The 15,988-nt window shown below is 61.1% G+C and carries 13 protein-coding genes; 12 read left to right on the forward strand and 1 reads right to left on the reverse strand.

Going from position 1 to position 15,988, the window contains the following annotated elements; genetic code table 11:
• Positions 1 to 1,470: an NAD-dependent succinate-semialdehyde dehydrogenase gene (locus RCF49_RS11610; RefSeq protein ID WP_342644187.1), complete on the reverse strand. Its 1,470-nt coding sequence runs from the start codon at positions 1,468 to 1,470 to the stop codon at positions 1 to 3.
• A gap of 379 nt (positions 1,471 to 1,849) precedes the next feature.
• Here RCF49_RS11610 and RCF49_RS11615 point away from each other — a divergent pair, with 379 nt between their 5' ends.
• The 12 genes from RCF49_RS11615 to RCF49_RS11670 all read left to right on the forward strand — a co-directional run bounded on the left by RCF49_RS11615 (position 1,850) and on the right by RCF49_RS11670 (position 15,983).
• On the forward strand, positions 1,850 to 2,677 hold the full coding sequence (locus RCF49_RS11615; RefSeq protein WP_342640043.1) for a Tll0287-like domain-containing protein: 828 nt from the start codon (positions 1,850 to 1,852) through the stop codon (positions 2,675 to 2,677).
• Positions 2,674 to 5,532: an ATP-binding response regulator gene (locus RCF49_RS11620; protein WP_342640044.1), complete on the forward strand. Its 2,859-nt coding sequence runs from the start codon at positions 2,674 to 2,676 to the stop codon at positions 5,530 to 5,532. Before RCF49_RS11615 ends, RCF49_RS11620 begins: the two co-directional genes overlap by 4 nt.
• Positions 5,533 to 5,536: 4 nt before the next feature.
• Positions 5,537 to 5,923, forward strand: a complete 387-nt coding sequence (locus tag RCF49_RS11625; protein ID WP_342640045.1) for a response regulator — start codon at positions 5,537 to 5,539, stop codon at positions 5,921 to 5,923.
• 48 nt (positions 5,924 to 5,971) lie between these two features.
• Positions 5,972 to 7,540: an adenylate/guanylate cyclase domain-containing protein gene (locus RCF49_RS11630; RefSeq protein ID WP_342640046.1), complete on the forward strand. Its 1,569-nt coding sequence runs from the start codon at positions 5,972 to 5,974 to the stop codon at positions 7,538 to 7,540.
• A 72-nt stretch (positions 7,541 to 7,612) separates the two neighbouring features.
• Positions 7,613 to 8,416, forward strand: a complete 804-nt coding sequence (locus tag RCF49_RS11635; protein WP_342640047.1) for a potassium channel family protein — start codon at positions 7,613 to 7,615, stop codon at positions 8,414 to 8,416.
• A gap of 205 nt (positions 8,417 to 8,621) precedes the next feature.
• Positions 8,622 to 10,241, forward strand: a complete 1,620-nt coding sequence (locus RCF49_RS11640; protein ID WP_342640048.1) for an acyl-CoA synthetase — start codon at positions 8,622 to 8,624, stop codon at positions 10,239 to 10,241.
• Between the two features lie 10 nt (positions 10,242 to 10,251).
• Positions 10,252 to 11,004: a FadR/GntR family transcriptional regulator gene (locus RCF49_RS11645; protein WP_342640049.1), complete on the forward strand. Its 753-nt coding sequence runs from the start codon at positions 10,252 to 10,254 to the stop codon at positions 11,002 to 11,004.
• Positions 11,001 to 11,717, forward strand: a complete 717-nt coding sequence (locus RCF49_RS11650) for a nitroreductase (protein WP_342640050.1) — start codon at positions 11,001 to 11,003, stop codon at positions 11,715 to 11,717. Before RCF49_RS11645 ends, RCF49_RS11650 begins: the two co-directional genes overlap by 4 nt.
• 189 nt (positions 11,718 to 11,906) lie before the next feature.
• Positions 11,907 to 13,187: an ABC transporter substrate-binding protein gene (locus RCF49_RS11655; RefSeq protein ID WP_342640051.1), complete on the forward strand. Its 1,281-nt coding sequence runs from the start codon at positions 11,907 to 11,909 to the stop codon at positions 13,185 to 13,187.
• Positions 13,188 to 13,252: 65 nt separating this feature from the next.
• Positions 13,253 to 14,155 (forward strand): branched-chain amino acid ABC transporter permease, encoded by a 903-nt coding sequence (locus RCF49_RS11660; RefSeq protein ID WP_342640052.1) that lies wholly within the window; start codon positions 13,253 to 13,255, stop codon positions 14,153 to 14,155.
• 2 nt (positions 14,156 to 14,157) lie between these two features.
• Positions 14,158 to 15,198 carry a branched-chain amino acid ABC transporter permease gene (locus RCF49_RS11665; protein ID WP_342640053.1) on the forward strand — a complete coding sequence of 347 codons (1,041 nt, stop codon included), beginning with the start codon at positions 14,158 to 14,160 and terminating at the stop codon, positions 15,196 to 15,198.
• Complete coding sequence (locus RCF49_RS11670; protein WP_342640054.1) at positions 15,195 to 15,983, forward strand: SDR family NAD(P)-dependent oxidoreductase; 789 nt, start codon at positions 15,195 to 15,197, stop codon at positions 15,981 to 15,983. Before RCF49_RS11665 ends, RCF49_RS11670 begins: the two co-directional genes overlap by 4 nt.
• Positions 15,984 to 15,988: the final 5 nt, after the last annotated feature.

Consider the following 15,988-nt stretch of genomic DNA (forward strand, 5'->3'; position numbering starts at 1 on the left):
TCATGCTGCAACACAGGGTGAGATCAGGACATACTTCATTTCGAGGTATTCCTCGATCCCATGATAGGATCCTTCTCGACCAAGACCGCTTTCCTTGATTCCCCCGAACGGGGCAACCTCGTTCGAGATCAGTCCTTCATTGACGCCCACCATGCCCGTTTCGATGGCATCGGTCACGCGCCACATCCGGTCGATATCGCGGGTGAAGATATAGGCAGCCAAGCCATATTCGGTGGAATTGGCAAGCCTGATCGCCTCCTCCTCCGTCTTGAAGCGAAACAGCGGAGCCACGGGCCCGAAGGTTTCATCCTTCGCCAGCTCCATCGTCTCGCTCGCATTCAGGATGATCGTCGGCTCGAAAAATGAACCACCGCGGGCATGGCGCTTGCCACCGAGGCTCACCTCGCCGCCTTTGGCCTTGGCATCGGCAATATGGCGCTCGACCTTCTCGACCGCCGCCATGTTGATCAGCGGCCCGATTGTCACGCCCTCTTCCGTGCCCGCGCCAACCCTGAGCCGGCTCACCTCTTCGGTCAGGGCTGCGGCAAATCTCTCATAGATCCCATCCTGGACATAGATGCGGTTGGCGCAGACGCATGTCTGCCCCGCATTCCGGAATTTCGACTTCATGCAAGCCTGAACGGCCGTTGCGATATCCGCATCGTCGAAGACGATCAGAGGCGCATTGCCACCAAGTTCCAGCGAAATCTTCTTCACTGTCTTTGCCGACTGCTCGATCAGCAGCTTGCCCACGCGCGTCGAGCCGGTGAAGCTGATTTTGCGCACGACCGGACTGTCCATGAGCACGCGGCCGATTTCGGCGGGCTGCCCGGTCACGACGTTCAGCACGCCCGCCGGCAGGCCCGCCCGGCGGCCGAGCTCGGCGAGAGCCAGGGCTGAGAACGGCGTGAATTCCGAGGGCTTGAGCACGACCGTGCACCCTGCTGCCAAGGCGGCCGCACATTTGCGATGAAACAGAGCGGAGGGAAAATTCCACGGAATGATCAGCCCGGCCACGCCGACCGGCTGTTTCTGCACGATGATCCGGCTGCCGGCCTGCGGGGCGGGGATAACATCGCCATAAACTCTCTTGGCCTCCTCGGCGAACCATTCGACGAAGCTCGCGCCATAGGCGATCTCCCCGCGCGATTCGGCAAGCGGCTTGCCCTGCTCGGCCGTCAGGATCTCGGCCAGCGGCTCCTGATGCTGCATGATGAGCGCGTGCCAACGCTTGAGAATCGCACTACGCGCACCGGCGGCAAGCGAACGCCAGGCGGGCAGCGCTGCGGCAGCTGCATCAATCGCGCGAGCTGTCTCGGCCGCCCCCATGTCGGGCACTTCGCCGAATACACTTCCGTCAGCCGGATTGTGGACCGGGATGGTTGCGCGGCTGTCCGCCGGCACCCATTCCCCGCCAATGAACCCCAAGCCAATCGTCAGATCGGCCGCCGAAAGCACTTTAGTCTCCATCACCACATTCTCACTTGGACTACCGTCCGCCCAACAGTTCCTTCAATCTGTTATAACAAATTACAAAAAACGGAAAGGCACAATGACACGGGCTTCGCGTGCGATCGGCACCCTGTCTTCCACAAAGGCCCTCCAGCAGAAACCCGAAGCCGCTCTTATCACCACCACCACTTTTCACGAATGGCGAAATGATGCGGAAGAACTGGACCGAGCTGGCATAAGCAATTCGTCCGATCCCCGCAGCTTCTCATTTCCCTTTTGGATCATCTTGGATTAAAGGTGCTCTTGCGCGTTACCGGGGCGCTAGCGAAGAAAATAGCCATTGCGCATAACACAGGCGTAGAATAGCGCCCCCGATACTTAGGGAGGGTCGAGCGCTATGTACCGTTTCAAATCGGATGCGAGCGCCGCGAACAAGCTCGGGTTAGATCGATCGTTCCGTTGCCGGATGTTGGGCGGCCGCCTTGGCGCGCTTCTCCCGGCGCTCGTTTTGGCCGCTCTTCTGCTTTTGCCGGCCCAATCCGCCATTGCCGCGGAAACGGACGATAGCGTGATCGCGGTACGGCTTGCCCAGCTTCTGCAGGCGGCGCGCACGGTGGTCTCGCAACACCAGGATCTGATCAACAATCCGAACCTCGGCGAAAAGGGGCTGACCGCCGATCGCCTTCTCGCCGAAACCGTCGCCGTCTACCAGAAGCAGACCGGCCATGATCCCTATGCCACCGATCCCAACAGCAAAGAGGGCCGGCTGCTCCGCGCACAAATGGAAGCGATCAAGGAGATCGTGGTCGAGAACCAGAGCACGATCAACAAGCCGGGGCTTGGCTTCAAGGGCTTCATCCCCGCGGTATTCGCAAGGCTCGTGAACGAGAAATTTGCCGAGCGTGTGGGCACTGAAGCCCGTGTGAAGGTCACCGCGCCTGAGAAGCTGATCCGCAACCGCAAGGCACGTCCGGACGATTGGGAAGTCTCGATCATCGAAAGCAAGTTCAGCCGCAGCGACTGGCCCAAGGGCGGCTCCTTCGAAGAAAGGACCACGGCCGAGGGCCGGCCGGCCTTCCGACTGATCGTTCCCGAATACTACGTCCGCTCCTGCCTCATGTGTCACGGCGAGCCGGCAGGCAAGATGGACATTACCGGCTATCCCATGGAGGGTGGCAAGGAAGGTGATCTCGGGGCGGCAGTCAGCGTCACGTTATTCGAATGACCATCGCAAGCACACCACAAGGCGATGCACTCGCGCCGGCCGGAGTTCCCGGAGCCGGCGCTGTGCAGCGTCATCTCGCGCCGGAAGACGACCGTCCCGAGGGTCGGTCCTGGTTGGATAGCCTGTCGGCTCTCCTTCGCCGGACCTCGATTCCGCTGCGTGTTGCCGCGATCTCGCTGCTTTTGTTGGCCGGAATGGTCGCCACCAACCTGATCGTCATCCGTGAGCTCGACAACAATTCCCGGCAGATTACGCGCGCAACCGAGCTCTTCGATCAATTGGAGGCAGCGAACGGTGCCACCACGGCCTTTGGCAATGTGCGATACTGGCTCACCGACCTCGCGGTGAGCCTCCTCACCATCTCAGAACGTAACGCCGATAAGGCGCGCGCCGAGCTGCAGGTCTATCTCGACCGCTTGGCACCGTCGCACCCTGATCTGGCCGCCGCGATCGCCCAGGAGACCGATGCCTATATCGCCAGCGCCCGAGAGGCCGTGGAGGCCTATACCAATGACAGCCGCGTGATTGGCAATACGCTCCTCGCGCAGGCCCGCAACCACAGCCACAGCGTAGAGCAGCGGCTGGCCGAGCTGACCCAGGTGCTTCACAGGGATGCGTGGTCGGCGCGGGATCTCGCCACCAGCAGCGCTGCGCGGGCAATCCGCATCGCCATGGTCGTGCTCGCATCCGTGGTTCTGCTGGGCGCCGTTCTCACCTTGCTTGTGCTGCACTCGATCTTGATCCCGCTGCGCCGTCTTAACAAGGCCATGGGCGCAATGATCGAGGGGCAGCACGAAATCGAGCTGCCTCCGGTGGGATCCGACGAAATCGGCGTCATGGCCCGCACGCTGCGACTGTTCCGCGAAAGCATAGCCGAGCGAGCACGCCTGGAGGCGATGGCACAGGAGCAGCGGCGCACCCTCGAGACCGCCATCGAGACCATCTCGGAGGGATTTGCCCTCTATGACGCCAGTGATCGGCTGGTGCTGGCGAATTCCCGTTATCGGGCGATCTATCCCGGCATCAGCGACCTGATTGTGCCCGGCACCTCTTTTGCCACCATCATCCAGGGTGGCGCTGATCGCAACCTCGTCGATTTTGGCAGCCGGTCGCGCGAGGAATGGGTCGCCGATCGTCTCGCTCAACATCGGGACGGCGAGAACGTGCTGGAGCAACGTTATGCCGATGGCCGTTGGGTTCGCATCAGCGAGCGAAAGACCTGCGACCACGGCACAGTGATCGTCTATACCGACATCACCGAGCTCAAGCAGCGCCAGGTTGAGCTGCAGCAGGCGAAGGAGCAGGCGGACGCGGCCAACCAGGCCAAGAGCCAGTTCCTCGCGAGCATGAGCCACGAGCTGCGCACACCTCTGAACGCCATCATAGGCTATAGCGAGATGCTGATCGAAGAGGCCGAGGAGATCGGCCAGGACGACTTCGTTCCTGATCTGCGCAAGATCCGGAAATCCGGAAAGCACCTGCTGAGCCTGATCAATGATATCCTCGACCTCTCCAAGATCGAAGCGGGCAAGACCGAGATCTATATCGAGACATTCGAGGTGGAGAGCCTGGTGTCTCAGGTCCAGGCGACAATCACGCCGCTGATTATGAAGAACAACAACAGGTTCACGGTCCATGTTGATCCAGATGCGGGTGTCCTGCAGACCGATCAGACAAAGCTGCGCCAGAACCTCCTGAACCTCCTCAGCAACGCCTCGAAATTCACCCATGACGGCTCGATCAGTCTCTCCGTGCGAAGATATCCGGGCGGTGAGGGCGCCGACTGGATCGAGTTCGCCGTCACCGATACCGGAATCGGCATGACGCCGGAGCAGAAGGCAAAACTGTTCCAGGCTTTCACACAGGCGGATTCATCCACATCGCGCAACTATGGCGGTACCGGCCTTGGACTTGCGATCACGAAGCATTTCTGCCTGATGCTGGGCGGTGACATTCGCGTTGACACAGAACACGGCAAGGGCTCGTCCTTCATCATGCGCGTGCCTTGCAATCACCCCCAGGTGGAGCGCCCTGCCATTCAGGAGACGGCCTCACCGGCTGAGGCGACGGTTCTGATCATCGATGACGAGCGCGCCAGTCGTGAATCGCTGAGCGCGGCTCTGATCAGAGAGGGCTACCGCGTTCTCTCGGCGCCAGGCGGACGAGAGGGCCTGCGGCTTGCCCGGCAGGAAAAGCCGGATGCCATCATTCTCGATGTGATCATGCCGGAAATCGACGGCTGGACCGTGCTGCGCTGGCTGAAGAGCGATCCGGAGCTCAGCACGATCCCGGTCATCCTGGTGACGGTGCTCGGGGATCAGGACATGGGGCTTGCGCTCGGCGCTGCGGAGCATCTCACCAAGCCGATCGATCCACAGGAGCTACTGGAGGTGCTCGAGCGGGTTCGCCATGCGGACGACCGCACTGACGTTCTCGTTGTGGATGACGATGAGACGACGCGCGATATGCTCAGGCGCACCCTGACGCGCGAAGGTTGGAGCGTGCGCGAGGCCGTCAACGGCGCGCAAGGACTTGCTGAAGCAGCAGGCAAGCGGCCAAGCGTAATTTTGCTTGACCTGATGATGCCGGAGATCGACGGTTTTGAAGTCCTGTCCAAGCTGCGTCAGGACCCGGACTTGCGCGATATTCCCGTCATTGTGGTGACGGCCAAGGAGCTGACCATTCAGGAACGGGAATGGCTGCACAGCAATGCGATGGAGGTCTTCCAGAAGGGCGCCTATGGACGTTCCGAGTTGATCACCTCCCTGCGGGCGATGATCGAAGCGGCGCGAAAAGGCGCCGTCTTATCTCCGAACGTGCCAGCCGCGGGTCGTCCCGCCGCCCGAGAGGCATAGTGTGATGGCGAAAATCCTGCTCGTCGAAGACAACGAAATGAATCGCGACATGCTTTCGCGGCGACTCGCTCGGCAGGGTTACACCGTGATCTTCGCCGTCGATGGGGAACATGGCGTCGCTATGGCCACCGCCGAAACACCCGATCTCGTCCTCATGGATATGAGCTTGCCGGTCATTGATGGCTGGGAAGCGACCCGCCGTATCAAAGCCGACCCGCGCACATCTGCGATCCCTGTTATCGCGCTCACGGCGCATGCCATGCCATCCGATGAGCAGCGGTGCCGCGAGGTGGGCTGCGATGACTATGATACGAAGCCGGTGGAGATGCCCCGGCTCTTGGAAAAAATTCGGCGTCTTTTGAGCTCTGGCCCAAATCAGCCACTGGGATAGGACGCACAAGGCCATATCGGCCGGCTGGCGTAGGTCTAGGAACCGCCCATGTCCAATACTGAATTCCAGAAATGGACAAGGCTGGTCACCGTCCAGCAGGATCTGGTCACGCCCATCCGCGCGATTATCGATTACCAGGAAATCCTCACCGGAGAGGCCCGCCGGCTCGGACTGGATGATGTGCGCGAGCATCTTGAGAAAGCGGGCATCGCTGCGCAATCCCTGAACGAGACGGTCACCCAGCTCCTGGAGCCCGGCGCTAGCCTTGACCTCGACAGCCGGCGGGAGCTTGGCGGCTCGCAGGCCAAGCTCCGCCATGAACTGCGCACCCCGCTCAATGCCATCATCGGCTATAGTGAATTGGCACTCGAGGATCTGCCGGCATCCGAGACCGCCGATTGCCTTCGGCCCGACATAGAGCGGCTCCTTGCCGAGGCGCGCCGGATGGTCTCGCGTATCAATGCCATTGGCGACAGCGGCGCGCCCGATGCCGCGCCCGGTGATCCCGGTCGATCCGTGATCACCGAGCTCTTGCGCACCTTGCATCCCGGCAAGGACGAGCTGCACGATGCCGAGGTCGGCCGCATCCTCGTCGTGGACGATAACGAAGCCAACCGTGATCTTCTCTGCCGCCGCCTTTTGCAGGAGGGGCATCGGGTCGAGTTGGTGGCATCGGGCGCGGAGGCGCTTGTCCTTCTTGAGCGGGAGGACTTCGACCTGATCCTCCTCGATCTCATCATGCCTGGCATGAACGGCATCGAGGTCTTGAGGCGGCTGAAATCCGACCCGCGGCTCTACCAGATCCCGGTGATCATGATCTCTGGTCTGAGCGAGACCGATGCCGTCATTCGCTGCATCGAAGCGGGTGCGGAAGACTATCTCCCCAAGCCGTTCAACCTGGTCCTCCTGCGCGCCAGGATCAATGCTTGCCTGGAGCGCAAGCGCTGGCGCAGCCGCGAGCAGGAATATCTCTCCCAGCTCAAGATCGAGAAAGACCGCTCGGAAGCTCTCCTGCGCAATATTCTTCCCGATCCCATCGTTCTACGCCTCAACCAAGGCGAAACGATCATCGCCGACCGCTTTGAGAATGCATCCATTCTGTTTGCCGACATCGTCGGCTTCACGCCGACCGCTGCCACTATGTCGCCTGCGCATCTTGTGGGCCGGCTCGCCGAGGTGTTCTCCGCGTTTGATGATCTCGCCCTGCGGCTTGGGGTGGAGAAGATCAAGACGATCGGAGACGCCTATATGGCCGCTGCCGGCTTGCCGTCCCCACGTGCCGACCATGTTGAGGTGCTTGCTGAATTCGCTCTGGGCGCTTTGGACCTGCTGCGGAGGGTCAATGCAACCGGCGGCACCGATTTTCGCGTCCGCATCGGCCTGCATGCGGGGCCAGTGGTTGCGGGCATCATCGGTCGCCACAAGTTCATTTATGATGTCTGGGGGGACACGGTGAACATCGCCAGCCGTCTCGAATCGCAAGGTGCGCCCGACCGTATCCAAGTGTCCGACGTGGTGCGCCAGGCGCTCGCCCATCGCTACGACTTCGAGCCACGCGGCACATTGACATTGAAGGGACGCGGGGAGGCCTCAACCTTCCTCTTGGTGACCCGATAGCGCCAGCCCCCTCCTGCGGTCGTCTCCTGCCGTGAACGATGCGCTAAACCCTTTGCGGTACTGTTCTCTCGCATGAGACGCACGACCGTTGTGGAAACTGAACCACCCCCTACGCTCCGCTCTCGCCTGAGGGAACTTTATTTCGGCGACAGCTGCGCGTCCCGGCGCTTCCGCTATGGCCTCATTGCCTTCGACCTGCTGGTCGTGCTGTTTTTCGTGATTTCGGCGAGCCTGTCACATCCCGCCTGGATCGGTCCCGTGGATGTCACCCTTGGGGTACTCCTGACCATCGAACTTGTGGCGCATGTTTACGCGACAGCGAATCGTCGCGCGCAGATCTTCAGCCTCGCGACCCTGGCCGACGTCGCGGTGATCATATCGATGCTGCTGCCGGCCTTCGTGCCCAATCTCGGCTTTCTGCGCATCTTACGCGCCGTCCGGCTCATCCGGTCCTACCGGATGTTGAGCGACCTCAGGCAGTCCTCACAGTGGTTTCGACTGCACGAGGATGTCATAAAGCACTCGCTCAATCTCGTCGTTTTCATATTCATCATTACGTCAATCGTTCACGTCACCCAGTACCGCATAAACCCCGAGCTTCCGACCTATATTGATGCCCTTTATTTTACGATTACCACGCTGACCACGACGGGCTTCGGCGACATCACGCTTGTCGGAACAGGAGGTCGGCTCCTGGCCGTCATTATCATGGTCGTCGGGGTGACGCTGTTCTTGAGGCTGTTGAAGGCACTGTTCCGTCCGAACAAGGTGCGCTTTGAATGCTCCGACTGCGGTCTCCTGATACATGATGCCGACGCCGTTCACTGCAAACATTGCGGCCGGGTTCTCCACATCCATACGGAAGGCGCTGTCTAAAGCCCATTCCACCGAAAGCATCTCGGAGCACGAGTCCAAAAACTTTGTCTTGGCAAAAGTCCGACAATCAGACAAACTTGCATAAAGCATGACGGATCGCTGGATGCTGGCCCGTTTTCAGCCAAGGCATCTGCCAGATCATGCAACGGGAGCGGCAGCGCGCACGTCATTCCCTAGGCGTGCCGCACCAGGAGGGACCGGTGTCATGGAACGCATTCCAATGACCAGCTATCCAGCGGCGCATTCGGCGTTTCGCTGGCACGTGCCTGAGACTTTCAATTTCGGCGCCGATGTTGTCGATGACTGGGCCCGGCGCCTGCCTGAACAGCTTGCGCTGATCTGGTGCGATGACCAGGGCAACGAGAGACGCCTCACCTATGCCGAAATTAGCCGCCTCTCCAACCGGGTCGCCAATGCCCTGAGCGCGCGAGGCATAAGGCGCGGTGATCGCGTCATCGTCATGCTCCCACGCATCCCGGAATGGCAGATCGCGACAGTGGGCTGCCTCAAGATCGGCGCCATCCCGATCCCCTGTGTCGAGATGCTGACCGAGCGTGACATCAGTTACCGGCTCGAAAACTCCCAAGCCAGGGCCGCGATCACCACCATGGCCAATACCGACAAGTTTGTCGCCGGCAAGGATCTTGTTGCACGCCTTGCGGTCGGGGGCAGCTCGGATGGCTGGGATGATTTCGATGCGAGCCTTGCTGCAGCATCCGACGCCTTCGAGCCGGTGCGCCTCGCGGCGGATGAACCCGCGCTCATGTATTACACTTCCGGCTCCACCGGCCATCCCAAGGGGGTCCTCCACGCAAGCCGCGCCCTGTTCGCCTGGCGCGTTTCCGCCTGGTACTGGCTGACCCTCACCGAAGCCGACACCATGTGGTGTACGGCGGACACCGGCTGGAGCAAGGCCGGCACCTCGATCCTGTTCGGCCCGTGGAGCTGTGGATCGACGGTTGTGTTCTACAACGGTCGCTATGATCCGAAGCTGAGACTGGAAACCTTGGCGCGCCACAAGGTGACCGTGTTCTGCGCGGCCGCCACCGAGTTCCGCCGCTTGGTGCAGGAGAACGTCTCGGAATACGACCTTTCGCACCTGCGCATGGCCGTCTCTGCCGGTGAAAGCGTCAATCCGGAAATTGTGCGCGCTTGGAGGCGGCTCACCGGGGTCGACCTGCTTGATGGTTACGGCCAGACCGAAACGCTCATGACCATCCTCAACTATCCGCCACTGCCGGTGAAGCCGGGATCCATGGGCAAACCGTTGCCGGGAACCGATGCGGCCGTCATTGATGCGGAAGACCGGATGGCGCCGGCCGGCAAACCGGGCCGCCTGGTGATCGGCTTGCCCAATCCGCAAGTGATGGTCGGCTATTGGCAAGAGCCCGAGCGCACCAAGGAAAGCCGCGTCGTTGTTGACGGCCGCGAATGGTTCCTGACGGGCGACCTCGCGCGTATCGACGAGGATGGCTACTTCTTTTACGAAGGCCGCGCCGACGATGTGATCAACTCCGCTGGCTACCGCATTGGCCCGATGGAGGTCGAGAACGTGCTGATGGAGCACGAAGCGGTGGCCGAATGCGCGGTGGTCGCCAGCCCTGACGAGGAGCGCGGTGAGGTGGTGAAGGCCTTCATCGTGCTGAAACGCAACTATGCCGGGTCCGATGCCCTCGTGAAGGAGCTGCAGGATCACGTGAAGCGTCTGACGGGCCCCTATAAATACCCGCGGCGCATCGAATTCGCCGAGGATCTGCCGAAGACGGTTTCCGGCAAGATCCGTCGCCGCGTATTGCGCGATCGGGAGTTCGGTCAGGTCGCGTGAGGCGGAACCCATGTCGGTGAAGTTCGGCAAGCTCGATCATGCCCCCGGTTACCGTGTGGTTGCGGCCACGATCGAGCGCGAGATCTTGGAAGGACGGCTGAAGCCCGGCGATCAATTGCCGACCGAGACCAGTTTTGCCGAACAGTTCTCCGTCAACCGGTCAACGATCCGCGAAGGCATTCGCCTGCTGGAGGAGAGCGGGCTGGTGCGCCGCCAGGGCGGTCGCCGGCTATTCGTCGCCAAGCCCGAGACGGCCGGTATCGCCGACCGTATGGCGCGCGCCATGGTCATGCATGAGGTGAGCTTCCGCGAATTATGGGAAATCATGATGGCGCTCGAGCCCATGGCGGCGGCTCTGGCTGCTGAGAATGCCAAGCCCGAACACCTCGAGGCCCTGGCGGAAAATCTGCGCCAGACCCGCGATACCGAACCTGACAGTACCGAAAATGCCCGGCTCGATATTGCCTTTCATGCGCTCGTCGCAGAGGCGGCCGGTAACCGTGCTCTCATTTTGGCACGCGAGTCCCTTGGGCAGTTGTTCTATCCCGCCTTCGAAACCCTCTTCGGCGCAAGCCCCAGGGCCTGGGATCGGTTATTGGCGGCTCACGAGCAGGTCTACGAACATATTGCAGCGCGCGATGCCGCAAATGCGCGCTTATGGATGGAGCGACATATTCGCGATTTTAAGCGGGGCTTCGATCAGCTCCAGCTCGATCTTGCAGCGCCCATCGTCCTTCCCAAGATGCAGAGGAACACGCGGTGACGCAATCTGCCTTCAACTATCCGCCGGAAGCCGACTTGCCCGCCACTGTGGACGAGGCGATCGCGAGCCGCCGCTCCGTGCGCGGCTTTCTGCCCACACCGGTGCCGCGCCCCCTGATCGAACATCTCCTGACGGTCGCGGCGCGGGCGCCCAGCGGCACCAATACCCAGCCTTGGCGCGTGAAAGTGGCCGCCGGCGAAGTGCTCAAAGCCATCTCGCGCGATCTGCTGGCCGCCCATGATGACCCAAACTCGCCGTCACGCCGGGAATACGAATACTATCCCACGAAATGGGAGGAGCCCTATCTCGGCCGCCGCCGTAAGGTCGGCTGGGATCTCTACGGCCTGCTCAATATTGCCAAGGGAGACAAACCGGCCATGCATAGGCAGCATGGTCTGAACTACACTCTGTTCGGCGCACCCGTCGGCCTCTTTTTCAGTATCGATCGGCAGCTTGAGAAAGGCAGCTGGTTCGACTACGGCATGTTCGTCGAGAACATCATGATCGCGGCCCGCGGCCACGGCCTGCACACATGTCCACAGGCGGCGCTGGCCAATTATCCCGAGATCATCCGGCGACACCTTCTGATCCCGGAGGACGAAATCATTATTTGCGGCATGGCCATCGGTTACGAAGATAAATCGGCGACCGCCAATGCATTGCGCACCCAGCGCGAACCCGTGGAAAACTTTGCCGCGTTCTACGGATTTTAGGGGGTCGCGATCCCCACGAATTTCGCTACACTCGACCTTGAGATCTCAATCGCTTTCATTTGAATTCCGAAGGAGGCGCCGAGGATTGACTTCGATAATGGGGCCTACGCAAGCTTAGTGTCGGGCCAACAACAACAATCACTGAGAACGGCATAGCCGTCGAACGGATATTCCTAGGGAGGAAAAAGCATGATCAAGACGAAGCGCGGCGTTTCGCGCCGAAATTTCTTGAAAGGCGCTGCCGGAGCCGCCGCTGCGGGTGCTGTCGGCACCACCATCACCGGCTTTCCACACATCGCCGGTGCTCAGGCAAAGACCATCCGCATCGGGATGCCGACGATCCTGTCCGGACGTGTGGCTATTCTCGGCACGTCCAGCCGTTCGGCCGTTCAACTCGCTGTTCAGCAGTTCAATGAGGCAGGCGGCCTCAATGGCCGCACGATCGAGGTGATCTATCGCGATTCCAAGGGACGCCCGGACGAAGCCGCCAAGGTCACCCGCGACCTCATCAATAATGACGGCTGCGAGATCATCATCGACGGCGAGGCGTCTTCCGGCTCATTTGCCGTGCAGGAGGTGATTCGGGAGCTGCCGGTATTGTGCCTGCACACCTGCTCGGAATCCTCGACCCTGACGGCCGATCCGAAGCTGCATGTGAAGACGGCCTTCCGCAGCGCGCGCCAGGGCGTGCACGACGCGGTGGCCGGCGGCCGCTATGCCTCTGAGCTTTCGAAGCAGAAGGGCTTGAAGCGCTGGATGACCTGCTCGCCCGACTATGCCTATGGGCGCGACAACACCGCGGAATTTCTCGAATATGCCAAGAAATTCGACCCGAGCATCGAGGTTCTCGACCAGGTCTGGCCAAAGCTGTTCCAGCCGGACTATACCGAGAACATCACCAAAATCCTGCAGGTTCAACCGCAGGCCATGTATTCGGCGCTCTGGGGTGGCGATCTCGTTGCCTTTATCGAGCAGGGTAACCTCTATGGCCTGTTCAACAACATCACTTATTTCTCTGGCGGCCTCGGTGATCCGCCGGTCTTGACCGCCATCAAGCAGCTCCCGGTCGGGCTGCACACTGTCTATCGCTATAACGAGCTCTACCCCAACAATCCCGAGAATGCCGCCTTCGCCGCCGGCTATAAGAAGCTCGCCAACCAGGAGCCGACGAACTGGTCCTGGCAGAACTATCTGGCGACGAGCTTCATCTTCGAGGCCCTTAAGCGCACCAATGGCAACACTGAGGGTGCAGCACTGGCGGCCGAGGTGAAGGGCATGGAGATCGCTTCCCCCTTCGCAGTCGAAGGCAAGATCACCATGCGCGACAGCGACCATACCATCATCGGCTATCCCGCGGCCTGGGGCGTCACCGTGCCGAAATTCCCCTATGTCGAGAATTTCCAATCGGTGCCGTGGTCCGAGATCCTCGAACTCGAGGCCGAGTGGAAGAAGTCGAAAGGCTACGCCTGATCAAGTCCGTGGCGCCGGGGTGGCCCGGCGCCCCTCACGTTGACCCGAACTGAGGAGGGATGGCCTTGGAGCTTGAAGCACTCACGGGCTGCCTGTCGTCTCTGTCGTGTACCGTCACGCAGATCTCGACCGGTCTTATCATCGGCATGCTGCTGTTTCTGGTGGCGTCCGGCCTGTCGCTGATCTTTGGCGTTCTGGGCGTGATCAATTTCGCCCATGGTTCGTTCTATATGATCGGCGCCTATTTCGCCTTCATCGCCTACCAGACAACCCAGAGCTTCACGCTGGCCATTCTCGCCGGCGCCTTAGGGGTTGGCCTGTTTGGTGTGGTTTTCGAACGGCTGTTCATGAGCAAGGTCTATGGCCGCGACGTGCTCATGCAGCTGCTCGTGTGCTACGCCTTCATCCTCATCCTTGATGATGTGGTGAAGATTCTCTTCGGCGGTGAATACAAGCTGATGGGCATGCCACAGGCCTTTGCCCTGCCTCCCTTCCAGATCGGGGGCGGCTTCATTCCCGCCTATTACGTGTTCATGATCGGCATATCCTTCGCCATAGGCGTGCTCCTCTGGTTCGGCATTGCCCAGACCCGCTTTGGCAAGGTGGTGCGCGCCGCCGCCATTAACCCGCAAATGGTTGGCGCACTGGGCATCAACACCACCATGCTCTACGCCATGGTGTTTGGCCTTGGCAGTCTCCTTGCGGGCACTGCCGGCGCCCTGGCCGCCCCTATCCGCACGCTCACGCCCGGTATGGGTCTGTCGATCCTCATCGAAAGCTTCATCGTGACCGTGATCGGCGGCATGGGCTCGATCGTCGGCGCCTTTATTGCCGCATTGCTGATCGGCATGACACGCGCCTTCGGGTCCATGGCCTTTCCCCTATTCGTCGACGGCACCATGTTCGCCATCATGGCCATCGTGCTGATTGTCAAACCCAGTGGCCTGTTCGGCCGACCGGTGCATTGACCATGTGGGCCCAATCCTCCCGCCGAGATCTCGCATTGGCAGCCCTGCTGCTCATCGCGTTGGTCGCCCTCCCCTATATCTTCCCGCATCCCGCGATGCGTGATTTCATCATCTATGTCATCGCCTATGGACTTCTGGCGATGTCATTGAACCTGCTGGTGGGCTTCACCGGCCTGGTCTCTTTCGGCCATGCCGCCTATTTTGCCTCTGGTGCCTATATCTTCGGCCTTTTGATGCAATCGGGTGAGGTGTCCATCCCGGTCGCCATGCTCGCGACGGTTGGTGGAACAGCCCTCTTGGCCCTTGTCATCGGCGCGATCTGCGTGCGCCTGCACGAGATCTACTTCGCCTTCCTCACCCTCGCCTTCCAGATGTTCATCCACAGTGTCATCCTCACATGGGTGTCCTTGACGGGTGGCGATCAGGGGCTCATGGGCGGCATTCCGCGGCCGCCATTCCTCGGCATCGATCTCGGCAACAGCATGACCCTCTACATGTTCTGCGTCGTGCTGTTCGTGATCTGCCTCGTCATCATGCGGCAGATCGTGCAATCCCCCTTCGGCTACACGCTTCGCATGATCCGTGACAACCCGCGGCGCGCCAATTTCCTTGGCGTGAATGTCGTCGCCATGAAGCTCGCCATCTTCGTGATCGCCGGCGCCATCGCCTCCGTGGGCGGCATCGTCATGGCCCTATTCGTTTCCGGCGCCTATCCTGAATTCGCCTTCTGGACCACATCGGGTGAGGCGATCTTCATGATCATGCTCGGGGGAACGCAGCTGTTCCTGGGGCCGCTTGTCGGCGCGATCCTCCTGCAAACCCTCAATCACTTCGTCACCATCTACACCGAGCATCACGGTCTGGTGCTCGGCATCGTCATCCTGATCTTCGTGCTCGGTTTGCGGCGAGGCCTTGCCGACTACGTCTACGAGCTCATTCAGAGCCGCAAGGCTGCAGCTGCCGAGCCAAAGCCGCGCGCCGAACCGGCTCAAGCGACCTTCACAGACGAAACCCGCCTGGCGGATAAGGGAGCGAACACATGACCTATGCCTTGCAAGGAAAGGTGGCCGTCGTAACCGGCGGCGCGAGCGGGATTGGTGCCGCATGCGCACGCACCCTCGCCTCCCATGGCGCGCGCCTCGTGATTGCGGACATCAATGAGGACCTGGCCAAGACCGTTGCCGAGGGCATCGAGGGTGCGATCTCGGCCAAGCTCGATGTGACCAGCGAAGCGGAAACCGAGGCGCTCGCCGCGACGATCGAGCGTGAGTTCGGCCCAGTTGACATTCTCGTCTGCTCCGCCGGCATCATCCAGCCGCCCTCACCGCCTGAGGAGCTTTCCATGGAGCTCTGGGACCGCGTGGTGGCGGTCGACCAGCGTGGCGTCTATGTCAGCTGCCTGTGCTTCGGGCGGCGAATGGCCAAGCGCGGATCGGGCGCGATCGTCAACATCGCGTCCGTGACCAGCTTCCGCTCCGTGCCGCTGCATGCCTACGCCCCGGCCAAGGCGGCCGTCGCCTCGATGACGGCAACACTCGCCAGCGAATGGGGGCGTTCCGGCGTGCGGGTGAATGGCATTGCCCCGGGCTATGTCCTCACCCCAGCCCTGCAGAAGATGGTCGATGCGGGCCTGCGCAATCCCGCGCTGCTCGAAGCCAATTCCGCACTCGGCCGTATGGTGGAAATGGACGAGGTGGCCAAGGCCTGCGCCTTCCTTGCATCGGACCAGGCCTCCGCCATCACCGGCGTGACCCTGCCGGTGGACTGCGGCTGGCTGGTCGCCACACCCTGGAACACCTATGGCGGTGTCAGGCCGAAGCGGGATTAGTGGCG

The organism is Rhodoligotrophos sp. CJ14, from assembly GCF_038811545.1.
GTDB classification, from domain to species: Bacteria; Pseudomonadota; Alphaproteobacteria; order Rhizobiales; family Im1; genus Rhodoligotrophos; species Rhodoligotrophos ferricapiens.